A 23,352-nucleotide genomic window follows, 5' to 3' on the forward strand; every position below is an offset into this window, starting at 1 on the left:
TTCGCTTTCGTTCATCATGATTGCCTCCAGTCGAAATGGTCGTCGAACGGGTACATCGGCCGGTCGATGTTGACGAAGTTCAGCGACTTGATGTTGGCCGTGCTCGCTCCCGGCGTATCCAGGATGTAGATGCGGGACGACAGCTTCTCGTATTCGGAGCGGAACTGGTTGGCGGACTTCACCAGCACGATATCCGCCTCCGCCGGCTCCAGACCGACGCTGCGGTACATGGCGGGATCGCCGGTGAAGACGGCGTTCTCCATCACGAGCAGCGACAGACCGCCGATCGCCAGCACGGCGCAGCGTCCCATATCCGCCTCCAAATTTTTGATGAAGCCGCCGCCGAAGCGGAACTTGCCGCTGCCGACGGCCGCGACCTCTGCTTCGATCTCCAGCGGCCGTCCCACCTCGGTCGATATCGAGTGGCCGACGGCCAGCTTGACCCGGCTGCCGCTTCCCGCCGCCGACGCCTTGCGCGCCGCCTCGGCGTCGACGACGGACAGCAGCGCCGTCCGGCGATGCTGCACGTTCAGCCGCAGCAGCTCGCGCAGCACGTAATTGCTGTCGCCCGGCGAGCCCGCTCCGGGGCTGTCCGCCGAATCGGAAAGGATGAACGGCCTCCCGGCGTCCCCGCCGTCCAGCAGACCGACGACCGCCTCCACCGTATGCAGCTCCACGTCGAACGCCGCCCTGCGCGCCCACATCATCGCCGCCAGTCGGTCCGCCTCGGCTTCCGCCCCGGCCCGGTCCGCCCCGACGACAACGACGGAGCAGCCCATCTCCTTCACGTCCAGCCAGGGCTGCACCGCGAACAGCGACGTGGCGATCGAAGCGCCGGCCCTCTCCCCGGCTTCCGCCTCCAGCCACAATTCCCGCATGGGCCCCCGGTACGTCTGCTGGTTTTCCGCAGGCACGATCATCGGCACTTTGCGGAAGGCGACCGCCGGGCTGCGGGAATTCCCGATGATATCGAACAGCAGGCAGGCCGCCCGATGGCCCGTTTCCATATAATCCACATGGGGGAACGTCCGGTAGCCGACGATTCCGTCCGCGAGAGCGGCGATCCGCCGAGTCACGTTCGCATGCGAATCCAGCGTGACGACGATCGGCATGTCGGGTCCGACTATCCCGCGGACATCCTCCAGCACCTCACCCGCGGCGTCGTCTTCGTCGTCGGCGCACCAGGCGCCGTGCAGCGCCAGCAGCACGCCGTCCGCCTGAGGCAGCCGGCCGATGCGGCTCAGCAGCATCCGCTTCAGCTCGTCGAACGGCGTCCGACCGATTCTTCCGGCGGAGACCGCGCCCGCATACAGCGTCGGCAGCAGCTCCACTCCCCGTTCCTGGGCCGCCAGATAGAAGCCGCTCAGCTCGTTGCGCGCCGTCCCTCCGTTCGCCAGCTCCTCGTCCACCGCCATATAATAGCGCCGGAAATCGTCCACGGTGACGGGCGCCGTACTGAACGTGTTGCTCTCCTGCACCAATCCGCCGACAATGACTCTCATGCCCGCAGCAGCTCCCTTCTTTTCTGTGTTCCGTCGATCGGCTGCGGCTTGTCCCGGACCGAAGTTCCGCCGGTATAACTCCGCCTGCTTGCAGGTTGCAATCGCGCGCAGCCACCCTCGTTTTCGTTTGCTCCTCAACGTCCGTTTACGTATGCTCCTCCGCGTCCGATCCGGCCGCTACGAAGTCGAACGAATCGCAGACCATCGCCCCGCCGCCTGCGAGCTCGACGGTGACGGCGCGATAGCCGCTAGTCAGCTCGCCGCTGTCGAAGACGACGCGGGAAGGCCCGGCGATCCCTGCAGCCAGATCGATCGTCGCGAGCAGCGTTCCGTCCAGGTTTACGCGGATTTGCCCGAGCGAGCGGTCTGTCGGACTCCACAGCCTGAACCGTCCGCCGTTATAATTCCATTTGACCCGGCTGCCGGCGCGGTCGGTCCAATACCCGAAGCCGAAGCGCAGCCGCTCGTCCGTCACCAGCGTCCAGCCTTCCGGCTCTGCGGCGCCGCCGTCTCTGGCGGGCGCATGGCCTGCGCCGATCATTCCTTCCGTCGCCAGACATGCCACCGTCAAGGGGGGCGCCCGCGCGGTCGAGCGCAAAGCGGTCGACCCGCATCGCGCTTCCCGCCCCCGCCAGCAGCCCGACCGCGCCGCGGCGAATCGCGATGCGCCCGGACCAGACGTTAACGCCGTTTATCGTCAGGCTCGTGCCTTCGGCCGCATAATGGAGCCGAATTTCGTCCGGCGCAGCCTCTGCCTCCGCCTTAGCCGATAGCGGCGCGTTCGCCCCCGCCGGCGCCGGCGGATAAACGCCCGCGGCCAGCGGCGCGACGCCTCCCGAATCGTCGTGGTCGGTCAGGCTCCAGCGGCCGTCCGACCATTGCAGCCGCAGCATGTCGCGATACATCAGCGGATGCAGCGCCGCTCCCGCCGTCGTGCTGTCGGGGCCGATCGGCGCCCGGCACGCCCAGCAGACGCTTTTTTCCCCGCCGGATCCGACCCTCGCCTCAAGCGCGAATTCGCCGAATTCAGCCGTCAGGAAGCCGAAGGCGTCGCCGTTCGGCGCGGACAGCCGGAACGTATCGCCCCTATCGATGTCCGCCCAAACGCATTCGGCGAAGTTGATTGTCCCGACATCCTCCTCCGGCGCCGTCTTGGCGGGGTAGATAACCCGGAAGCGCCCGTCCGCCTCCGGCAGACCGGCCAACGTCTGGCCCCATATGCCCTGCTTCTCGTGCGCCAGGTCCTCCGCATGCCACAGCGAGCCGTGCTTCATCATCCGCCAGGCCTCGGGCATATGAGCCCGCTCCCGCTCCGCCCGGTACAGCGCCTGAAAGCCGCGGTTCAGCGCCAGCGAAGTGAAAGGCGCGTACACATGCCGCTCGTCCTCGAAGGCGGGGAAGAACTCCACAATCGGCGGGTGGAATACTTGACTTTGCGGATGCAAAAGGAGCGCCGGCGCCGAGTAAGGCCCCTCCGGCCGTTCCGCCGTCATCGCCGCGAGCGCCCAGGTGCCGCCCCAGTTCTGCGGCGTGCTGGCCATCGCCACGATCAGCCAATCCCGCTCCCGCCGGATGAGCGACGAGGCGTACAATCGTTTGTATCGGCCGAGCAGCGGCGGCTGGTCCGACTCCCGGTGAACCGGCGCCGCCGCGATAGCGAACGGCCCCTCGGGCGTCGGGGCGACGGCGTAGCCGATCCCGCCGTCGGCATTGCCGGGCGACGCCCAGCCGAACACGGCATGGTAGCGCCGGCCGTCCCAGACGACGCACAGGTCGGCCGCGCCGCCGCGCCGGCCGTCCAGCGAGTCGTAGCCGTCCGGCGTTCCCTCCAGCACAGGGCCGACCGGCTGCCAGGATGCGCCGTCGTCCGACGAGCGCATGGCGACGACATGCAGGCTGTCGCCGGAAGTCTCCGGCGGCCAGTAGCCTTTGTAATAAAGCGATATATACACATAAAGCAGACCGGACACGGGGTCCCGGAACAACGTCCCGTTCACCGGCCACTCGAACGGAGCCGTACCCTTGTAGACCGGGTTCGCCGGAGACCGCACGAACGTGTCGAAGGACGGATCGCCGATGACGGGGTGCCGGAACCAGTCGTCCTTGCGGATATGGCGCGCATAATCGATCATGCTATGCCTTCACCGAGCCGGCCGTCAGGCCGGACACCATATACCGCTGGCCGAAGACGAAGAAGAGCAGGCTCGGCAGCGTGGCGATCAGAATGTCCGCGAACAGCAGGTCCCACTGCTGCTTGTATTTGCCGAAGAAGATGAAGACGGTCATCGGCAGGGGCCATTTGTCTCCTCCCGAGAAGTACAGGTACGTCGACACGTCGTTCCAGACGCCGATGAAGTTGAGGACGACGACCGTCACGGACACCGGGGCGAGCAGCGGCAAAATGATCGAGACGAACATCTGGTAAGGCTTGCTGCCGTCTATGATAGCGGCTTCGTCGATTTCTCTCGGTATGGTTTTCAGAAAACCGATATACAAAAAGACGCTCAAGGGCAGCGTATAGGTCGTAAAAATGGCGATCAGACCGAGATACGTGTTGTTGAGATCGAGAATGAGCATGGCGAAATAGGTCGGTATGATCGCGGTCGGAATTATGATGCCGGACAAAAAATACAGGCTGGCGAACCGGGCGAACCGCGTTCCTTTTCTCGCGATATAATAGGCGGCGGCTGCCGAGAACAGCCCGCCGATGAGCACGACCGTGATGCCGATGAACAGCCCGTTGTAGATGCCCGACAGCGCGTTGGACTTCTCGAACACCTTCGCATAGTTGTCGAGATGCAGCTGCTTCGGCCAGTTGTAGCCGAGCCGGTTGGCGTGGATCGTATCCTTCAGCGAGTTGACGACGACAATCCAGACGGGCAGCAGATAGACCGCCACGACGCCCAGCATGATCAGCTCCGCGAAAAGCTTCCACAGTTTTGCGAGTCTCGAAATCTGCATTAATATTCGACCTCCAGCTTGCGGAACAAGCCAAGCGTGATGAAGCTGACGAGGCTGATGACGACCGTGAACAGCAGTCCGGCCGCGGCGGAATAGCCGTACAAGCCCGTCGAGAACGATTTGAAGATGAAGGTGCCGTACACCTGCGTCGCATCGTTGGGCCCCCCGTTCGTCAGCCCGAACACCTGGCCGAACACTTTGGCGCCCCCGATCAGGCACAGAATGAAGTTGATTGTGATAGCAGGCATCGTCAAGGGCAACGTAATATTGAAAAATCTTCGAAAGCTGCCCGCCCCGTCGACTGTCGCGGCCTCGTAATATTCTTGCGGTACCGACTGCAGCCCCGTCAGGAAAATGACGACCGTAATGCCGATGCTGGCCCAGACGTCCATGGCGCAGATCGACAGCATGGCAAAACGCAGATCCGTCAGCCATTCCTGGGCGAGGAAACCGAGGCCGACGCTGCGCAGGAAGACGTTGATCGGCCCGAACTCCGGCTGGTACAGCGCGCTGAACACGAAGGCGATGACCAGCGGGTTGAATACGATCGGCGAGAAGATGATCGTCCTGTACAGATGCTTGAGCTTGATCTGATTGTTGAGAAGGATGGCCAGCAGGAAGCCGGCGACGATCTTGACGCTGGTGGTCAATACGGTGAAAATCAGCGTATTCTTGATCGAAATGGAGAAGATCGACGATTGGAACAGATCGACGAAGTTGGTCCAGCCGTTAAAGGCCGGCTTCAGCGGGTAATAGGAGGACCAGTCGGTAAACGCCATCGCGAACCCGGACAGGTTGGGGATGATGAAAAACAGGCTGAACAAGAGAAACGCCGGCAGGACGAACAATATCGTATACTGCTTCGATACGCCTTTTGAAAGCATGGCCTTACCGCCTTCCGTAATCGGCGAAGGCGCGCGCCGTTCGCGCGCGCCCGCGCAATCGCAAATTTTGTAGAGGCGCTCCGGCCGTTACCAGCCCGGCGTCTTGATCGTGCGGTTCAACTGGGCGTAATCCTTGTACCAGTCGTCGAACGCCTTGTCGATCGGCTTGTCGGCGAAGATGTCCCGGAACGGCTTGCCGCTGTCCGAGAAATTGAAGGTCGGGAAATGCTGTCGGAACACGTCGAGCGTGATCGGAATCTGGTTTGCGGTCGTCAGCTTGCTGCATTTCCTGCTGGAACGGATTCTGGTCGGTCGCATAGCCTTCGTACGGGCTCGCGCCTTGGTCGGGAGCGACCATGATCTTGAAGTTGTCCGGCTCCATGAGGAAGTTGATCAGCTCTTTGGCCTCTTCCTTATGCTTGCTGTTGCTGGGTACGCCGAAGGCGCGGCCCGACAGGTTGACGACGCCGCTGATATAATCGTCGCCGAGCGTGATCGGCATCATGCCGAGATCCTTGACCTTCTCGGGATCGGTCTTGGCGAGATCGGCGTACAGCCAGTCGCCCAGCACCGTCATGCCGTATTTGCCGTCCAGCAGCCCTTGATAGCCGTCGGGAATCTGCACGGTCATATGATTGTCGTTAATGTACGGCTTGAGCGCCAGCATTCGGTTGGCGAATTCGACCAGCGTTTTGACGTCGTTCGGCTTCTCCTCGTTTTTGACGATCTTCTCCACGTCTTCGTCGGGGAACGTATAGACGCCGCCGATGGCTTGCAGCATCTGGTACGTCCATCCCTCCTTGCCTGGAATGAACAGCGGCGTGGCGCCCGTCTGCTTGATTTTCTCCAGGCCCGCCGTCAGTTCCGCGTAGTTCATCATCGGCACTTTGACGCCGGCTTGCTCGAACACCTTTTTTGTTGTAAATGGCGCCGAAGTAGCCGAGCGGCGTGGCGTACGCTTCGTACACCTGACCGTCCTTGGCGGCGAACTGCCTGACGCTGTCGATCATCTTGTCCGCCCACGGACCGGAAAGCGGTTCCAGGAAAGTAAAAGGAACGTAGCCGTCGCCCACGTTGGCCTGGAACAGATCGGGCGCGTCGTCCGTCGACATTTTCGTCTTGAGGATGTTGATGAATTGATCGTCCGGATAGACGTCGAGCCTGACCTTGTTGCCCGTCGCCTTCTCGTAGGCGGCCAGCGCGTTCTTCAGGCCGACCGATTCGCCCCAGCTGTTGAAGGTGGAGAGCACCAGCTCGACCGGCTTCTTGGCTGGCGCCGGGCTGGCCGACGCGCCGGCATTGGACGCCTGCGAACCGGCGTCGCCGCCGTTGTTGTTCGCTTTATTGCCGTTTCCGCAGGCCGCCAGGATACCCATCAGGATGACGAACGCCAAGATGGCCGCCGTCGATTTGAGTCTGGAATGTCGCATGCTTCGAACGCCTCCGATAATCGTAATGTGTGCCGCCAGCTCGTTGCCCCCTTATGATAGCAAACGGCCAGAGCCGTCCGATATGGAAGATCGTTCGGGCGGTCTGGATTTTTGGACAGACATCCGGGGGAGCGGATTCGTTTGTGCTATACTGTGGGCAAGGCGGTGATCGGCATTGAAATTGAGGAATTCTTTGCAGGCAAAAGTCTTCTTCTTCTATTCCTTGGTATTCGTTGCGATTACGATCATGGCAAGCGTTCCCGCCTATCTCTATCTGAAAAAAGGCATCGAGAAAAACGCGCTGAACAATATCGACCAGACGGTGGCGACGATCAGCGGCAAGCTGGATACGAGCTGGGGCGAGTTCAACAGCATCAGCAAGCAGGCTTATCTCAGCACCGGAATCAACGGACGGACGGTCATTCAATATTTGGAGCTGCTGGCCGCCGACGGCAAATCGTACGATACGTACGAATCGGGCAAGGCGGTGGACGATTTTCTCGGCCTCATCGCGGCGATCTACAACGATATTCACCGGATCAGCATCGTCACCGCCCAGAACGCGGTCTATCTCCGCCCTTCCGTTCGCCAGCTGGCCAACCGGCCGCCGGACGATCCCGCCGAGCTTGACGCCGTGCGCCGATCGAGCGGCGAGACGCTGCTCCGTTACCGGGACAAGGACTATGCCGCCAATCCCGACGACGTGCCCGTCTTCGTGTTCAGCCGCCTGCTCAATCCGAAGCAAAACAAAATCGGCGTTATCGAGATGCAAATTGAAGTCGCCAAGCTCATCCCGCTCGAGCAGCTCGCGGCGATGCCGGGATCCCGGCTGCTCGTTACTGCGGGCGACCGCGTCGTCTACGCGCGCGCGGACGACCGGGACGGCGAGGCAACGGACGGCGAGGCCCCCGACGCTGCGGACGCCGCAGGGCAAAATGAATACGCCTTCAGGCAGACGGCGCCGAAGTCCGGCCTGTCCGTCGTGCTGACGGTGCCGCGCGCGGTCGTATTCGCGAAGCTCGACCTGTTCCGCAATGTGGCGGTCGCCACGGTCGTCGTCCTTATCCTCTTTTCGGTCGCCGTCTTTTATTACTTGTCCCGCGTGCTCACCCAACCGCTGGTGAAGCTGAAGAATGCGATCGATTCGATCGACCTGCAGGACGCGCAGCCAAAAATCGACAACAAATTCAGAATGAACGAAATTCAGAAAATCAACTTCTCGTTTCGCAACATGAACGACCGGCTGCAGCATTCGCTGGAAAAAATCGTCCGCTTCCGCACGCTTCAGCTGCAATCCCAGTTCGACACCCTGCAGGCGCAGATCAATCCGCATTTCCTGTTCAATATGCTGGGCATCATTCAAGCCTCGGCCGAGAGCGGCCAGCTCGAGCAGGTCAACATGCTGAGCCGCAATTTGTCTGAATTCATGCGATATTCCATCTCGATGGATTCCCCGACCACGACGCTCGACAAGGAAGCCTCCTTCACCGCGCAATACCTGGAATTGATGAAGACGCGCTACATGCACCTGCTGGAATACGAATTCGACCTCGATCCCGACATGCTGTTTATTTTCGTTCCGAAGCTCATCCTCCAGCCGCTTGTGGAAAATGCCATCAAGCACGGGTTCGGCGGCAACGCCCGCCCGCTGCGCATCTCCGTCGTCGGTCGGCTGGAGGGCGAATGGTGGGAGCTGCGAGTGCTCGACAACGGCGCCGGCTTCTCGGACGAGGGACTGGCCGCCGTCAACGGCAAGATCGAGTCGTCGCTGGCAAGGCTGGACGCGGACTTCGAGCAGATCCGCCTCGACCTGGGCGGCATGGGCATGGTCAGCACGATCGTGCGGATGAAGCTGCAGTTCCGGCATCAGTTCCGGTATGCGATCGGCAATCGGCCGGGCGGCGGGGCGCAAATCATGCTGCGCGGCACATTTAACGGATAGGGTGATGAAGCATGAACATCATGATCGTGGACGACGAGCCGTTCTTCATCGAACAATTCAAACGCAGAATCGAGGAACTGGGCAAGGAGCTGCAGGTCGAGCTTAACGTTGCGGCGGAATGCTACGATGGACGGGAGGCGCTGCGGCGCATCGCCGAGCGGAAGCCGGACGTCGTCTTCACCGACATTCAGATGACGGCGCTGAGCGGCATCGATCTGGCCCGGGCGATCCGCGAATTCGACGCGGAGCTGCCCGTCGTTGTCGTCAGCGCCTATCCTTCGTTCGACTATGTGCGGGAGGCGATCCGCTTCGATGTCGTCGACTATTTGCTGAAGCCGGTCGATCTGCACGCACTGCGCAGCCTGATCGAGAAGCTGCTGCTGCGCACGCGCAACAAGTCGTATCGGGCGCAGCGCGCCTCCCTGCTCGCGCTGCTCGGATCTCCCCATGCTTCCGAGGACGCAGACTCCGCCGTCCGTCCGTTGTTCGCCTTTCCGCTGTACCGCGCTTTTCTGGTGCAAAATATGGCCATCATTCAGGAGCATCCCGTGCTGGTGCCGGACGACGACGAGGAGGAGGAACGGCTGCGGGCGCTGCTCGCGGCGGAGCTGGGCGAGGACGATCGGCTATGGAGCATTCCGCTCGACGACGGCCGCTCCCAGCTGCTCGTGGCCGGCTTGCGCGAAGACGACCGGTCGAAGCTGGACCGTTTTCGCCGAGCCGTCTCCCTGCATTTCTCGAGAAACGGCGTCGCGCCTTCTGTCGGCTGCAGCGAAGCGTTCGGCGATATCCGCCGATTGGGGCAGCTGGTACCCGCGCTGCGCAACGTGCTGACCGAGCGGACCGTCATCGGCAAGCCGCAATGGCTCGACGCCTCCGCGCCGGAGCGGCCGCTCGCGCCGCAATTCACCAAGGTCGAAAAGAAGCAGCTCGAGCGGCTGCTCATTCGCGGCGATCATGCCGGAATCGCCAGTCTGATCCGCCATACGGTGCAGCTGTGGGAGACGGACGGCAGTCCGATGATCATCGTGCGGCTTCAGATCAAAGAAATCGTCGGCATTCTCGAAAACGACGAGCGCGAGACGAAAGGGTTCAAGCTCCGGAATTGGGATGCCCGGATCGAGGAGCTGCTGCAGATGGCCCGGTCGTTCGCGGAGCTGGCGGACGGCCTGATCGCCATGCTGGCCCGCAGCTTCGAATGGGAGCTCGACGAGCTGAACAGCGGAGATCTGGTTCGCTTATTTGCCAAGATCGAGCTGTACATCGCCGCCCATATCGGGCAGCCGCTGTCGCTGACGCAGTTGATGAACAAGTTCCACATTTCCAAAACGCTGCTCTGCGGCTTGTTCCGGGAAAACAGCGGCAAGTCGTTCGTGGAATACGTTACCGCCATGCGCATGCGCAAAGCCCAGGAGCTGATGGTCCATTTCCCGTCCATGCGCAACAAGGAAATCGCCGAAATGGTCGGCTATGCCGACCAAAACTATTTCAGCCGCGTATTTGCCGCCACGGCGGGCATGAGCCCGAGCGAATACCGGGCCCGTCATGCCGAATCCGGATGACGAAGTCTAATCTCTGGGGTGTTCAATACGCATGATATCCAGGAAGGGCAGCTTGGCGAGCTTCTCGAGCGTCTGAACATGAACCAATCTCGTGCGCGCGTCCAGCTTCACGATCCGGCCGCGTACCGGCTCCGGCTCGTCCCAGATCGTCAGCACGACCGTGCTTTCTTCCTGCATGGCTTCCACAAGACGCTCTCCCAATTCCTCGAGCTCGAATTCGTCGCGCGTCGGACGTTTGGCTTTATATTTTTTTACCCGGCTTTTTTTACTTCTGGCATGATGTACCTCCTTCAAAGTCAGTTCTCCTATTCTATCAAATATCGACGGCGTTATGGGAAAAAGGCGCTTGTGATATAATAAACCGAGTTTACTTAGAGAAACCTGGTGAGCGAATGGAAAGTACGGAACGAAAATATTGGGTGCCGGCGTTGGAGAGAGCGCATGAGGTGCTTCATTGCCTCGCGGCACGCCCTTCCCGGCTGCGGATGATGGACCTGGTGTCCGAGACGGGAATCAACAAAAGCACGATGTTCTCGCTTTTGCAGACGATGGAGACGCTGCATTGGGTAACGCGGGAAAAAGGCGAAACTTATGCGCTTGGCCCCGTATTCGCCACGCTGGGCCGCGCTTATTTCTCCGGCATCGATCTCGTCGCGCAGTTTCAGCGCCTGGCGGCAAGCGCGGCCGAACGGGTCGGCGAGACCTCGCAGCTTGCCCGCTTGGAAGGGACCCATATCCTGTACCTGGCGAAAAAGGAAGCCCCGGCGCCCGTACGGCTCGTCTCCGAGCCGGGCATGCGCATTCCCGCTTACGCGACGGCGATGGGAAAAGCGCTCCTGTCGCAGATGCCCGACGATCGGGTGCGCGCGTTGTTCGCGAACGCTCCGTTCGAACGGTTTACCGACAAAACCGTCCCGAACGTGGACGCGTTGATCGGGCAGCTCGCGCCGGTCCGCGAGCGCGGGTATGCCGTAGACGAGGAAGAGGTCGTGAACGGGATCGCGTGCATCGCGGCCGCCGTCAAAGGACCGGACGGCGTTCCCGTAGCGGCCGTCAGCTTCACGATGCCGCTCACCCGCTGGGAAGCGAAGGAGCCGGAAGCCCGGATGGAGGTGCTGCGGCTGGCGCAGCAATTGTCGTCGTTGCAATAAACGCAGATCCGCATTCGGTTAAGAACTCGTTTTAGGCGCCTCCGGCGCGTGAAAGCGGGTTCTTTTTCGTTGACCGGCGACGAGGCCCAATGCTATTATAGTTTTATATATTAAATTAAGTTTATTATATAAAACCAAAGGCGGGATATCTGCTATGCGGCTAAACGACAAAGTGTGTTTGATTACGGGCTCGGGCTCCGGCATCGGTAAAAGCTCCGCCCTGCGCTTCGCGCAAGAAGGCGCGACCGTCATCATCAACGATCTCGATCCGGCGAAGGGCCGGGAGACGGTCGACGAGATCAACGAGAATGGCGGCAAGGCTACGTTTCTCCCCGGCGACGTCACGTCCCCGACCGATATGGAGCGCATGGCGCAAGCCGCCCTTCAAGCGTTCGGCCGCGTCGACGTGCTCTTTAACAACGCCGGCATCAGCGGCGTCGGCGCGCTGCACGAGCTTGAGCTCGAGCAGTGGGACAGGGTGATGCGCGTCAATATCGCAGGCGTGTTTCTGCCGAGCAAATATGTGCTGCCGAGCATGATGGCGCGCAAATCCGGCTGCATCATCAACATGTCGTCCTGCATCGCCGAGATCGGGCTTGCCCGCCGCGCCTCCTACGCCGCCTCCAAGGGCGCCGTCCTCGCCTTGACCAAGTCGATGCAGGTGGACTACGCGCCTTACGGCATCCGCGTGAACGCGCTGCTCCCCGGCACCATCTTCACGCCGTTCGTCGAGAATTACTTGAAGACCTCCTACGACGATCCGGAAAAAGCGATCGAAGCCATCAAGAGCCGCCAGCTCAGCGGCGAGCTCGGCAAGCCCGAGGACGTGGCGAACGCCGCGCTGTTCCTCGCTTCGGACGAAGCCGGATTCATGATGGGTTCGCCGCTTTATATCGACGGTGGCGTCACGTTCGGCAAAAATGCATAATAGCTTTAGAGACTGCGAGAAGGAGACTTGAGCGATGAAATTCGTAACGATCAGAGAAGACCAGGAACTGGCGCTAGGCGTCGTCAAAGGGGAAGAAATCGTACATCTGCGCAAAGCGCTGGAAGCCGTGCCGGCGCAAGACGTGCCGACCGACGCGATGGCGTTGATCCGCGGCGGAAAAGAAGCGGTCGCTGCGGTCGAACGTTATATCGGCGTGCTGCCCGCAGGTCCGCAAGCCTACCTCCTGCAGGAGAGCGACGCCCGCTTCGGCCCATGCGTGACGAATCCGGGCAAAATCATCTGCATCGGCCTGAATTATCGCAAGCACGCCGAAGAGTCGAACGCGCCGATCCCGGCATATCCGATCCTTTTCAACAAGTTCAGCAACACGCTCGCCGCCCATGGCGACGATATCCCGCTGCCGAACCGGGTGACGAGCGAGGTCGATTACGAAGCGGAGCTCGCCATCGTCATCGGGCGGGACGCCAAGTACGTGAGCAAGGACGATGCGCTGGACTATGTGTTCGGCTACTGCTGCGTCAACGATCTGTCGGCCAGAGACCTGCAGATGCGCACGCAGCAATGGCTGCTCGGCAAATCGCTCGACAAGTTCAGCCCCCTCGGACCGTATCTGGTCACGGCCGAAGAAGTCGGCGATCCGAACGCGCTTGCCATGCGATCGATCGTCAACGGCGAAGTGCGGCAGGACTCCAACACCTCGGACATGATCTTCCCGTGCGACGAGATCGTCAGCTACGTGTCGCAGCATATGACGCTGTATCCCGGAGACGTCATTCTGACGGGCACCCCGGAGGGCGTCGTCCTTGGCCTTCCGCCCGCGGAGCGCGTGTACCTGAAGCATGGCGATATCGTCACGATCGAGATCGAAAAGCTGGGGTCGCTCACGAACCGGATGGTGGACGAGTAAAAAACGGCGCACGCTAAAACGCAAACGGGATGGAGCAGAGACATTTCCTGCTTCATCCCGTTTGCTAGTCGATTTGTATGCGCATGGGCTTCACTCGCTCGTCTACCGCTCACGCGTCACCCACTATAGCGCAAAATTGTACGCCTGTTGATTTACCAGTATCTAGGTCATGGTAGTGATAAATGGTGAGCCAAATAAACCACCCATTCGGGAGGCAAGGCAGCCAAGCTGATTAGTCGGTCAAACGCCGCAAAAGACAACCGTGCGCTGGGGTGAACCTGGCTATTTCCCTGCACATACACGTACTGAAGCAGTACGTATACGATCAAGGCGGTATATAATTGTCCGTAAACGGCATTCGGTGTCCTTCCAAATAGTTTGGGCACATTCAAATGCTGTTTAATCCATCGAAAAAACACTTCGATTTGCCACCGTTGTCGGTAGATTTCTGCAATTTTCTCCGCCGAGGGACGGTGCAAGTTGGTCACGAGAACAACCGAGTTGCCTTGGGGATCCTTTAGCTTCACGACCCGAAATCGATGGCGGGTCAAGCGCGCCTTTGTTCCGAGTTGGCAGGTCAAATCTTGCTCAATCGTATGTTTGTAGGGACGTTTTCGATCGCGATAAACAGGCTCATGCAGGAACGTGTTGTATCTCACCCGGATGACAAAATACTGCCGTTGCTCCTGCTCCATGTAGGTATCAAATTGCTTATGCTTTCCGTATGCACGATCCGCAACCAGAATGAAATTTGGGTCTGTTACCCTACTGCATAAGGTCGAATCATGCTGTTTTCCCGTCGATTCCGTTACACGATGGAGTTCGCCGGTCTCTGTCAACAAAGATACGTGCAGCTTAATGCCGCTCTTCTCTCCTTTGGCCGATGGCGCCCAAGGCAGTCGATTGTGACCGGCGGAAATGGTCGTTGAATCGACCGCCAGCGGCTCTTTCGGAAGCCGAAGACGCCGGCGCGTGGAATCAGGGATTGAAGAATGGGAGCTAACATTGTACGATGTTTCATAAGACCGTCTCACCTTCCGTAGGGTTTGTAGGGGTACAAACACTTTACAGGAGTGAGCGGTCTTTTTTGCTACCATTTTTTTGATAATCAACAGGCGTACAAAATTGCGCTATTCCAGCTTGCACGCTCGCCACTCGCTCGCCCGCCGCTCACGCGCCGCCCACTATAGCGCAAAATTGCGCTATTCTCGTACCAAGGTCCCCAGCCGAGGCGACACAGCCTCTCCGTTACAAGTCCTTTTGGTTCACGACGTTCGGAATCTCCCGTCCCTCGAGAAAGTCGACGATGCGCGTCGAAGTCAGATTGCGCAGCCGCGCTTCGGATTGCTCGGAGTACCAGGCGATATGGTTGGTGACGATCGTTTGCGGATGCGTCAGCAGCGGATGGTCGTCGGCCGGCGGCTCTTCCGTCAGAACGTCCAGGCCCGCAAAGGATATATCCCCGCGGTTCAGGGCATCGAGCAGGTCGCCTTCATGCACAAGCGGGCCGCGCGACACGTTAATCAGCACGGGGCTTTTCTTCATCTTGGCGATGGTCTCACGATTGATAATATGCTTCGTCTCTTCCACGTACGGGCAGTGCAGCGAGATCAGATCGGACTGCGCGAGCAGCTCGTCCAGCGATACGAGCTCGACGCCTTCGGGGACGCCCGCCTTGCTCAAGTAAGGATCGCTCACGACGATGCGGGCAGCCGAAGCCTCGCATGCGGGCGATCACCTGCGCCCCGATCCGTCCCATCCCGATCAGGCCGAGCGTCAGCTCCGACAAGGCGTAGATCGGCTTAAGATCGGGCATGCGCGTCCATTGTCCTCCGCGAACGAGCGTCGATGCCGGAAACAGCTTGCGGTGCGCCGCGAGCAGCAGACTGACGGCGTGAACGGCCACTTCCTCGAGGCAATAGTCCGGCACGTTCATGACGGTGATCCCGCGCTTGCTCGCCGCCTGGATCGGGATGCTGTCCAGGCCGATGCCTTCCCGGGCGATCAGCTTCAAGCTGGGCATCCGGTCGAGCAGCGCTTCCGTCACTTGCTGCAGTTGGACGACCAGCACCTCCGCGTCTTTGACCGTGTCGGGCAGATTCGCCGTCGCAACGCCGTCGTACACGTCCACCTCGCAGCCGGCTTGACGCAGGATACGCTCCTCGATCGTATAATCGACGGTCGAAAAATTGACCAAAGCAATTCTATTCATCTTGTGTTTGCCGGTCCTTTCCTTATAAGGAGTCCCTTCCGCGCCGAGGCCGTTAAAGCTGCGACAAAGCCCGCTCCACGTCCTCCAGCAAATCCTCCGCGTCCTCCAAGCCGATGGATAACCGCACCAGCTTGTCCACCCGGCTCTCGTATTCGGTGCCGACGACCTGCTCCCGCTGCCAGCCGATCGCCGTGGCATAAACGAGGCTCTCGAAGCCTCCCCAGCTGACGCCGATCTTGAACCACTGCAAGCGATCTACGAACGTGCGCACCGCCGGCTCGCCCCCGTGCAGCTCGAAGCTGAGCAACCCCGTCGGCCCGCTCATCTGGGACACGGCCAGCTCGTGCTGGGGATGGCCGGGCAGCAGCGGATAATTGACCCGCTCCACCTGCGGATGTCCGTCCAGCAGCGCCGCTACGCGCATGGCGGATTCGCCGTGCTGCTTCATTCGCAGTCCGAACGTGCGGAGCCCCCCGGTTGGCGAGCCAGGCGTCGAAGGGGGGCAGCGCGCCGCCGATCATGCCGATCTCGATGTCGGTCAGCTTCTGGATCGTATCCCGGCTGGAGATGACGACGCCGCCCGTCAAGTCGCTGTGACCCGACAAATACTTGGATAACGAATGCACGACGACGTCGAAGCCCCAATCGAGCGGCTTCAGCGTCGCCGGCGTAGCGCAGGTATTGTCGATGACGGACACCAGACCGTGCGCCTTGGCGATGTCGGTCGCGCCCCGAAGATCGATCACGTCCATGAACATCGTGGAGTACCCTTCGGTGAACAGCATGCGGGTGTTCGGCTTCAAGGCGCCGCGAACGTTGTCCAGATCGCGGAAATCCACGAAATCGCAGGTCACGCCGTACCTCGCCATCCAGCCGGACAGCATGGCGTAGGTCCCTCCGTAGATCGGGTAACTGCAAACGACATGATCCCCCTGCTTCAAAAAATGAAGCAGCGCGGCGGAAACCGCCGCCATGCCCGACGCGAACACTTTGGCGGCTTCCCCCGTTATCGAGCGCCGCCAGCTTCTTTTCCAGCATGTCCGTCGTCGGATTGCCCAAGCGGGAATATCGATACGGCGAGGATGTGTGCTTCATCTCGTCGTACGAATTCGCCGTAAACAAAGAATTCAGGAACAAAGGAGGCACGACCGCCCCATGAAAGGTTTCCTCGCCGTAATGGGCAAGCATCGTCTGCATGCGCATGGTACTTCACTCCGATTGATGTAATGGTAGGCCTTCGGATCTCCGGCTCGACGCTTCTTTGCGGCGTTACCCGCCGAAGGACACCGTCGCAAAACCTTGCGTGGCGGTCTTGAAGCGGAACACGCCCCCGGCGGCCGGCTCATCGAGCAATTGCCGTTCGCCGAGGCCTTGCCTGGCCGTCGTGATGTACAGCTCGTCCAACCGTTCGCCGCCGAACGCGCAGGAGGTGACGTGCGAAGCGTCGACGAGAACGGTCTGCAATCGCTCGCCGGTCGCGGGATTGCAGCGGACGACCTTGCCGCCCCCCCCAGATCGCGATCCAGAGCATGCCCTCCCGGTCGATGGCCATGCCGTCCGGGAGTCCCTCGTCGGTCCCGATGCGGACGGCCGTCCTTGGCGACGACAAGCTGCCCGTCCCCAGATCGTAATCGAACGCGACGACTTCGCGGGTCGTCGAATCGATGTAGTACATCGTCCGGTTGTCGGCGCTCCAGGCAAGGCCGTTGGAGATCGTGACGTCCGTCAGCACACGGCGGCAGCCCAGATCCGCTTCCAGGCAATAGAGCGCGCCGGACGGACCCTCTTCTTTTTCGTCCATCGTGCCGGCCCAGAACCGACCGGCCGCGTCGCACTTGCCGTCGTTGAACCGGTTGCCGGGCAGATGCGTCTCCAGCAAGACGACAGGTTCGGCCGAATTCGAGATCGGGTCGTATCGGTAGAAGCCTTCCCGCATCGCACACATAAAGCCGCCTGTCCGCGCGGGAACGAACGCGCCCACTTCCTGCGTCATCGCGACGCTGCGATGCTCCCCCCGAGCTCGGCGCCAGCCGGTGGATCTTCTTGTCCGTAATGTCGGTCCAATAGAGCCAACCGTTGTCCGAATCCCACCACGGCCCTTCGCTTAGCGTATTCCGAGCATCGTACAATAGCTCCGCCCGATCTGTCATCGCCGCCGCCCTCCCGTTTGTACGGATATGTTACGGTTTAATCGCCCTGCAAGATCCCGCGAAGCAGCGGCGTCAAGCCGTCCGCGATGCGCATATGGCCCAGATCGGTCGGATGAACGCCGTCAACGGTGCATTCGTTCCAGATCTCGCCCAGCAGGTCGGCCCCGTCGTGGAAATGAATGAAGCGATCGCCCTGACGCCGCAAGGATGCCACCAGCTCGCTCTGATAATCCCTTCTGACGACCCGGTCCTCATAGGAAGCCGTATTCGTATGCTCATAGCCGTAGGGAATCCGCGAGATCACGAGAATCGGCACTTCGGCGTGCTTGCCGCGCAGGATGCGCAGAAACTCGGGCATCGTGCGGATGAGGTCGTCCGCATGCACGTTGTTGGCGTCGTAATCCACGACGATTAAAGCCGGGTCTTCAATGTCGCCGATCATGCGCGCGATCTCGGGATCGCCTTTGCCGTTGCCGGAAAAGCCCAGGTTGATGAATTCCATATCGAAGCGGCGGCTCAGGATGTTCGTAAACGACATGCCCGGACGCGAAGCGCAGCCGCCCTGCGTAATCGACGTTCCGTACAGGACGACCTTGCGCTGCGTCGGATAAGCCGGAAATTCGAAAATGCCGGCCTCCGCGTTCATGCCGATCTGCACGTCGCGCACGCCCTGGAACAACGGGAAATTCAGCGTTACATAACGCATTTCAGGCTGCAGGTTGTCGAAAAAAACGTATTCGTATTCGGCTGCGTCATGCGCGAACCGGGTCGTCCCGTAATAAAGCTGAGCGCCCGGCTTGCCCAAATAACAGTCAAAGCCGTTGACCGCCGTCGCGGTCACATGCTCGGCGGTGTTCGGCGCGAACAGCTTGGCCTTGATGACCAGCCGGGTGGCGTCGGTCGCAAAACGAAGCTGTCCGCCCGACGTGTTGTCCGCCAATTCGTCCAATATATCGCGAATGACGCCGGTCTCGACGGTCGGCAGGCGGCGATACTTGCGCTCCGCGCCCCACCACGCGAACCCGGAGATTTGAAAAGGAGCGCCGGCCGGCGAGTGCCAGCGCAGCGCCTCCGCAGCGCTATTCGATCCGTTCATCTTCACTGCCTCCTTATCCTCCTGTAGCGGTACCGGCCGGGATCGTCCCGTGCGCGAGCTTTTTGTTCGATACGGCAACGCCGATGACGATCAGCGCGCCGCCCGCGATCTGCGTCAGCCGGATCGGGTCGCCGAGCGCGACATAGGCGACCAGAATCGCCACGAACGGCGGGATGTTCATGAACATCGCGCTCGTCGAGGCGCCGACCACGGCGATGCCCTGATTCCACCACAAGCCGGCCAGGCCCTGCGCGATCAGCGCGACGACGATCAGCATCGCCCACGAATACGCGCTGGAGCTGACGGTCGCATGGCCTTGCGCCCACTCGGCCCCCGCGGCCGGGAACAGCAGCGCCGTTCCGATGAGCGTCGAATAAATCGTGACGTCGATCGACTTCATCGTCTCCGCCGCCTTGCGGATCAGCAGCACGCTGACGGCCAGCGTGAGCATCGCGAGCAGGATCAGGAAGTCGCCGTTCGAGACGCTCGTGACCTTGCCGCCGTTCAGCACGATGATCGCGACGCCGACCAGCGCGGTCAAGGCGCCGGCCATTTTAAAGCCCGATACTTTTTCCTTCAGAAAGACCCATGCCAGCAGCGTCGTCGCGATCGGCGACAAGGCGATGATCAAGGCCGCATTCCCGGCGCTCGTATTCGTCAGTCCGACAAAGTAAAACAGCTGGTACATCAGGGAGCTGGTCAATCCGACCAATGCGAGCCACAGCCATTCGCGCCTGGTCGGCTTTTTCATTGCCCCGCTCGACAAGCCGACGCTCAGCAGGAACAGGGAAGTGACCACGAGCCGGGACAGCGCCAGCAGGATGGGCGAGAACTCCCGCAGCAGGTAGGCGCTCGCCACATAGTTGCTGCCCCATAGAATCGAGACGACCAGCAGCCGAAAAATGACCGTGCGCTGCACTTACAGCAGTTGGCCGATGCGCGGCTGGAATTGCGGATCCTGCGGATCGTAGAACACCATTTCCCGTTCGAAATTCTCGCCGAAGCGATCGAGCTTCGTGATGTCCAGGTCGATGCCGAAGCCCGGACGGTCGGGCACGGCGATGCTGCCGTTGTTGAAGACGAGTTCTTCGCGGAGCAGGTCGCCCTTCATGAACTTCAGGTGCGTATCGTTGGCGAACGGGAAGTTGCGCGAAGAAGCGACCATGTGCACGTTGCCGAGCGTGCCGATGCCCGTCTCGGCCCAACTGCCCGTCACGCACCAGATGCCCGCGTGGTTGGCCAGATCGACGATCTGCTTCGCCTTGAGGATGCCGCCCGCTTCGGACGGATACACCAGGAAGCACGCGCAAGCGCGCTTGTCGATGAGCCGCAGCGCGTCCTCGTACGTGGCGCAGCCTTCGTCCGCGATGATCGGCACGTCGACGGCGCGGGCGACGGCGGCCATGCCGTCCACGTCGTCATAGCGCGTCGGCTGCTCGACCATTTGCAGATCGTACTTCTCCATTTTGCGGATCGCCTTGATGGCGGTCGGCACGCTCCAGTTCTGATTGGCGTCGATGCGGATCTTCATCTTGGGCCCGACCGCTTCGCGCACGGCCTTGACGCGCTGCGTATCGAGGTCGATGTCCCGACCGACCTTCAGCTTCAGTTCGGAATAGCCCGCGGCGGCGAACTTGCGCGCCTCCTCGGCGTTGTTCTCCGGCTTGTCGATAAAAATGTAGCCCGAGAAGGCGACCTCCTGCTTCACCTTGCCGCCCAGCAGATTGTAGACCGGCGTGTTCAGAATCTTGCCGCGCAGGTCGAGCAGCGCCATCTCCACGCCTGCCATGCCGTAGTAGCCGATCTGCTTCCAATTGACGCAGTACTCCTCCAGCCGGTGAAGAATCGACTCCAGCTCCATCGGATCGCGGCCGATCAGGAACGGGGCGAACTCCTTGTCCACGACAGTCTGGATGACAGGTATCGTCGGTCCGACCGATTCGCCGATGCCGATCAGGCCCTCGTCCGTTTCGATCTGCACGATAAGCGAAGGTGCGCTGTACCGGGTGCCGCCCGACCATTTCTCGCCTTTGTGAAACGGAATCTTGATCATCTTGGTATGAATCGCCGTTATTTTCATGGCAGCTCGCTTCCTCCTAAAAACTTATGGTTGACTGACGATGATCTTGACCGCTTCATCCGGCTCGCTCCGGGCGAATGCGATCGCCTTGTCCAATTCCTCGAACGGATAGCGCTGGGTGATAAGCGGCTTCACCCGTACGCCGCCCGAAGCCATCAATTCGAGCACGCGCGGCCACACCTGCGGCGCGTTGGTCGAGCCGGCCAGCGTCAGCTCCTTCAGCACGACCGCTTGAATGTCCGCCTGAATCGGATGGCCGGGCAGCCCGAACAGCAGCAGCCGGCCGCCCCACTTCAGCAGCTCGATGCCGAGCTTGAGGGACGCTTCGTTGCCCGCGGCATCGATCGCGATATCCTGCGACTCCGCCGCCATCGCTTCCGAGGCCGTATCTGCCGACCGCAAATTGACGGTGACGTCCGCTCCGAGCCGGCGCCCGAGTTCAAGCCTTCCTTCCCGCATGCCGAACAAGCTGACTTTGCTCGCGCCGGCTGCTTTTAACAGCTGCACGTAATATAAGCCCGTCGGACCGTCTCCGATGACGGCGGCATGGCATCCCAGGCGAATATCGAGTTTATCGATGCCGCCCAGGCAGCAGTGCAGCGTCTCCGCCTGCGTGGCCTCCTCGAAGCTGACGGCATCCGGCAGGCGGTACAAATTCGCCGCCGGCACGACGAGATATTCCTGCCAGCCTCCGGGGAAGTGCAGCCCGATCTCGCCGGACCGCGCGCAGCGATGCTTGTTGCCGTTCAGGCATTCGCGACAGACGCCGCAGCCGATCAGCGGATCGATGCAGACGCGGTCTCCCGGCAGCCACCCGTCTACGCCGGGACCGATCCGCTCGACGACGCCGGCCAGCTCGTGGCCGAGCGGGAGCGGCGGTTCGCCGAAGCCGGCATGGCCGCTCATGATGTGCAGGTCGGTACCGCAAATGCCGATCGACGCGATGCGGATCTCCGCCTCGCCCGGACCCGGCTGCTCGCGTTCCGCTGCGCCGGACGTCACTTCGTTCAAGCCCGTCCATTGCCATATTCGCTTTTGCATGGTCAACCTCCGAGTTCGACTTGGGAATCGTATTCGGTCCACTTGCCCTCGGCGTCGATCGTCGCGAAGGACAATGGCTTCAGGCAAACGGGAAACGCATTGCCCGCCAGCGTCACCGTGCCGCGGTTTTCGGTCTCCAGCAGATTGTATAAAAGGACTGTCCCGATCGCTTCGAGCCAGATCAAGCCGATCCCGCTTCCCTCGACGAACCGGGGGAAACAGCCAGCCGTCCGCGCTTACGCGCCGTTGAAGCAAAAAGACATCGTCGTCGGTCGGCCGCGTCGTCGCTTTATGCGCCCAAAGCGTCAGATTGGCCGCTTGCGGCATCAACCGCTCCAGCGCCGCCTTGTTTTTTTCCGCGGCCGTCCGGTCGAACAGCACCTGCCGATAAGCAGGCAGCCTTTGTTCCCATTCCGCCGTCAGCTCGTAGTCGCCGAAAAACAGGAGCAGCTGTCCGCCTTCGCCGTCCTGATCCGCGCGGACCGGCTTGACCGGCAGCCCGGCCAGCACCGGCAGGCCGTTCGGGACGATCGGCTCCGCGCAGGCGCCGTGCGTGCCGTAGGCCAGGTGCACGGGGTAGCTCCTCTCCGCGCCCGCGATCGCCCGGTCCAGCGCGCGCAGCGCCGGAAGCGCTTCCGCGATCGCGTCCCAATAGCTTTTCTCCAGCACCCAGGTGCCGCTCATGAAGAGGACGTTCTCCAGCCCGGATGCGATCGCCATTTTCGCCTTGTACACCAGGTTATGCTCCTTGAGCGAGCGCGGCGGGAAAATGGTCGATTCGCTGTAGGCGAGCCGTTTGTCGAGAAAATTGAGATGGTAGGCGATGCCCAGCATTTCTTCCGCTTTGGCGTACGGCTTCGTAAAGCTTCCGTCGTTGAATTGGAGCTCGCCGACCCGGAACAGGGCGTCCGGAATCCGCTTGCGAATGGCGGGAATGTCGATCCCGTGCCGCTCGTCGCCGAAATGCATGACCATGATGCCGGCCTGGACGCCTTGTTCGTCCGTCGCTTCCATGACCGCCGTGACCTTGCTGCACTGGAAGGCTACCCAGTCCTTCGCCAGCTCCGCGTTCGTCTTTTTCGTCAGCTGCGCCATGAGCGATTCTCTCGTCTCCGAGCGATTATATTTCTCGTTAAATTCCAGCAGGCACGCATCGCAATAGCAGCCTTCGATGAACGCATTGAAGTTGCCGACGCGCAGATCGTCGTCCAGAAACACTTCCTTGAAGCCCGCCTCGCGCAGCAGTCTGGCGGCCTTGCCGTTGTCCTCGATCAGGCAGCGGTCGATCGCCCCGCAGAAGTACACCGTCTCTCCCAGATTGTCCACCCGGTAATGCCAGGTTTTCGGAATTTCCAGATCGAGATCGGGGTCGTCCGGATTCAAGGCATTGCCCGGGTGTCCGATCGGGACCGTGACCGCGCCCGTCTCGAAGCCGTGCGATTCCGCGAACGCCTTCGCTTCCTTCAGCTCTTCGAGATCGACCAT

Annotated in this window: 20 protein-coding genes and 6 pseudogenes; 5 read left to right on the forward strand and 21 right to left on the reverse strand. The window is 61.1% G+C overall.

The genetic code is table 11. The features are described 5' to 3' along the window. Window positions 1–14: 14 nt before the first annotated feature. The 7 genes and pseudogenes from OMP40_RS02510 to OMP40_RS02540 form a co-directional block, all read right to left on the reverse strand. Window positions 15–1,502 (reverse strand): M81 family metallopeptidase, encoded by a 1,488-nt coding sequence (locus OMP40_RS02510; RefSeq protein ID WP_277528857.1) that lies wholly within the window; start codon window positions 1,500–1,502, stop codon window positions 15–17. Window positions 1,503–1,647: 145 nt separating this feature from the next. Further along, complete coding sequence (locus OMP40_RS02515) at window positions 1,648–1,977, reverse strand: hypothetical protein (RefSeq protein WP_277528858.1); 330 nt, start codon at window positions 1,975–1,977, stop codon at window positions 1,648–1,650. Beyond that, window positions 1,901–3,634 (reverse strand): glycoside hydrolase family protein, encoded by a 1,734-nt coding sequence (locus tag OMP40_RS02520; protein WP_277528859.1) that lies wholly within the window; start codon window positions 3,632–3,634, stop codon window positions 1,901–1,903. The genes OMP40_RS02515 and OMP40_RS02520 overlap by 77 nt, the downstream gene beginning before the upstream one ends. 1 nt (window position 3,635) lies before the next feature. Continuing rightward, window positions 3,636–4,463: a carbohydrate ABC transporter permease gene (locus tag OMP40_RS02525; RefSeq protein ID WP_277528861.1), complete on the reverse strand. Its 828-nt coding sequence runs from the start codon at window positions 4,461–4,463 to the stop codon at window positions 3,636–3,638. Beyond that, window positions 4,463–5,347, reverse strand: coding sequence for a carbohydrate ABC transporter permease (locus OMP40_RS02530; RefSeq protein ID WP_277528863.1), 885 nt, complete (start codon window positions 5,345–5,347; stop codon window positions 4,463–4,465). Before OMP40_RS02530 ends, OMP40_RS02525 begins: the two co-directional genes overlap by 1 nt. Before the next feature lie 4 nt (window positions 5,348–5,351). After that, on the reverse strand, window positions 5,352–6,227 hold the full coding sequence (locus OMP40_RS02535) for an ABC transporter substrate-binding protein (protein WP_277528864.1): 876 nt from the start codon (window positions 6,225–6,227) through the stop codon (window positions 5,352–5,354). A gap of 37 nt (window positions 6,228–6,264) precedes the next feature. Further along, a pseudogene (locus tag OMP40_RS02540) lies at window positions 6,265–6,777 on the reverse strand (extracellular solute-binding protein); the annotation flags it as partial. A gap of 175 nt (window positions 6,778–6,952) precedes the next feature. Between OMP40_RS02540 and OMP40_RS02545 the strand changes: the two are divergent. Further along, window positions 6,953–8,719 (forward strand): sensor histidine kinase, encoded by a 1,767-nt coding sequence (locus OMP40_RS02545; protein ID WP_277528867.1) that lies wholly within the window; start codon window positions 6,953–6,955, stop codon window positions 8,717–8,719. A gap of 11 nt (window positions 8,720–8,730) precedes the next feature. Beyond that, a complete protein-coding gene (locus OMP40_RS02550; protein WP_277528869.1) occupies window positions 8,731–10,281 on the forward strand; it encodes a response regulator in 1,551 nt (516 codons plus the stop codon). A 6-nt stretch (window positions 10,282–10,287) separates the two neighbouring features. On the opposite strand, the gene OMP40_RS02555 is transcribed toward OMP40_RS02550, so the two are convergent. Then, a complete protein-coding gene (locus tag OMP40_RS02555) occupies window positions 10,288–10,575 on the reverse strand; it encodes a YolD-like family protein (protein ID WP_277528871.1) in 288 nt (95 codons plus the stop codon). A gap of 98 nt (window positions 10,576–10,673) precedes the next feature. On the opposite strand from OMP40_RS02555, the gene OMP40_RS02560 reads away from it, so the two are divergent. The 3 genes from OMP40_RS02560 (at window position 10,674) to OMP40_RS02570 (ending at window position 13,288) form a co-directional block, all read left to right on the forward strand. Continuing rightward, a complete protein-coding gene (locus OMP40_RS02560; protein WP_277528872.1) occupies window positions 10,674–11,432 on the forward strand; it encodes an IclR family transcriptional regulator in 759 nt (252 codons plus the stop codon). A gap of 154 nt (window positions 11,433–11,586) precedes the next feature. Next, window positions 11,587–12,360 carry an SDR family NAD(P)-dependent oxidoreductase gene (locus OMP40_RS02565; protein ID WP_277528875.1) on the forward strand — a complete coding sequence of 258 codons (774 nt, stop codon included), beginning with the start codon at window positions 11,587–11,589 and terminating at the stop codon, window positions 12,358–12,360. Window positions 12,361–12,394: 34 nt separating this feature from the next. Continuing rightward, the gene (locus OMP40_RS02570; RefSeq protein ID WP_277528877.1) at window positions 12,395–13,288 is read left to right on the forward strand and encodes a fumarylacetoacetate hydrolase family protein; all 894 of its coding nucleotides are present in this window, start codon (window positions 12,395–12,397) and stop codon (window positions 13,286–13,288) included. Window positions 13,289–13,455: 167 nt separating this feature from the next. Here OMP40_RS02570 and OMP40_RS02575 read toward each other — a convergent pair whose 3' ends face one another. The 13 genes and pseudogenes from OMP40_RS02575 to OMP40_RS02625 all read right to left on the reverse strand — a co-directional run bounded on the left by OMP40_RS02575 (window position 13,456) and on the right by OMP40_RS02625 (window position 23,352). Beyond that, window positions 13,456–14,322 carry an IS4 family transposase gene (locus OMP40_RS02575; RefSeq protein WP_277528878.1) on the reverse strand — a complete coding sequence of 289 codons (867 nt, stop codon included), beginning with the start codon at window positions 14,320–14,322 and terminating at the stop codon, window positions 13,456–13,458. A 214-nt stretch (window positions 14,323–14,536) separates the two neighbouring features. Then, window positions 14,537–14,971 (reverse strand): 2-hydroxyacid dehydrogenase, encoded by a 435-nt coding sequence (locus OMP40_RS02580; protein WP_277528880.1) that lies wholly within the window; start codon window positions 14,969–14,971, stop codon window positions 14,537–14,539. 34 nt (window positions 14,972–15,005) lie between these two features. After that, window positions 15,006–15,500, reverse strand: a pseudogene (locus OMP40_RS02585) (NAD(P)-dependent oxidoreductase); the annotation flags it as partial. A gap of 52 nt (window positions 15,501–15,552) precedes the next feature. Then, complete coding sequence (locus tag OMP40_RS02590) at window positions 15,553–15,954, reverse strand: PLP-dependent transferase (RefSeq protein WP_420871887.1); 402 nt, start codon at window positions 15,952–15,954, stop codon at window positions 15,553–15,555. 73 nt (window positions 15,955–16,027) lie between these two features. Next, window positions 16,028–16,474, reverse strand: a pseudogene (locus OMP40_RS41080) (PLP-dependent transferase); the annotation flags it as partial. Then, a pseudogene (locus OMP40_RS41085) lies at window positions 16,443–16,703 on the reverse strand (PLP-dependent transferase); the annotation flags it as partial. The pseudogenes OMP40_RS41085 and OMP40_RS41080, both read right to left, overlap by 32 nt. A gap of 66 nt (window positions 16,704–16,769) precedes the next feature. Beyond that, window positions 16,770–16,964 (reverse strand): SMP-30/gluconolactonase/LRE family protein, encoded by a 195-nt coding sequence (locus OMP40_RS02600; protein WP_277528884.1) that lies wholly within the window; start codon window positions 16,962–16,964, stop codon window positions 16,770–16,772. Between the two features lie 97 nt (window positions 16,965–17,061). Next, window positions 17,062–17,493 (reverse strand): annotated as a pseudogene (locus tag OMP40_RS02605) (SMP-30/gluconolactonase/LRE family protein); the annotation flags it as partial. Continuing rightward, window positions 17,474–17,650, reverse strand: a pseudogene (locus tag OMP40_RS41090) (SMP-30/gluconolactonase/LRE family protein); the annotation flags it as partial. The pseudogenes OMP40_RS02605 and OMP40_RS41090, both read right to left, overlap by 20 nt. A gap of 37 nt (window positions 17,651–17,687) precedes the next feature. Beyond that, window positions 17,688–18,746, reverse strand: coding sequence for an SGNH/GDSL hydrolase family protein (locus tag OMP40_RS02610; protein WP_277528886.1), 1,059 nt, complete (start codon window positions 18,744–18,746; stop codon window positions 17,688–17,690). Window positions 18,747–18,759: 13 nt separating this feature from the next. After that, entirely contained in the window at window positions 18,760–19,665 is a 906-nt protein-coding gene (locus tag OMP40_RS02615; protein ID WP_277528888.1) for a DMT family transporter, read from the reverse strand. Next, window positions 19,666–20,826 (reverse strand): mandelate racemase/muconate lactonizing enzyme family protein, encoded by a 1,161-nt coding sequence (locus tag OMP40_RS02620; protein ID WP_277528890.1) that lies wholly within the window; start codon window positions 20,824–20,826, stop codon window positions 19,666–19,668. Between the two features lie 24 nt (window positions 20,827–20,850). Beyond that, window positions 20,851–23,352, reverse strand: a complete 2,502-nt coding sequence (locus OMP40_RS02625; RefSeq protein WP_277528892.1) for a zinc-dependent alcohol dehydrogenase — start codon at window positions 23,350–23,352, stop codon at window positions 20,851–20,853.

Source organism: Cohnella rhizosphaerae, from assembly GCF_029525575.1.
GTDB lineage: Bacteria > Bacillota > Bacilli > Paenibacillales > Paenibacillaceae > Cohnella > Cohnella rhizosphaerae.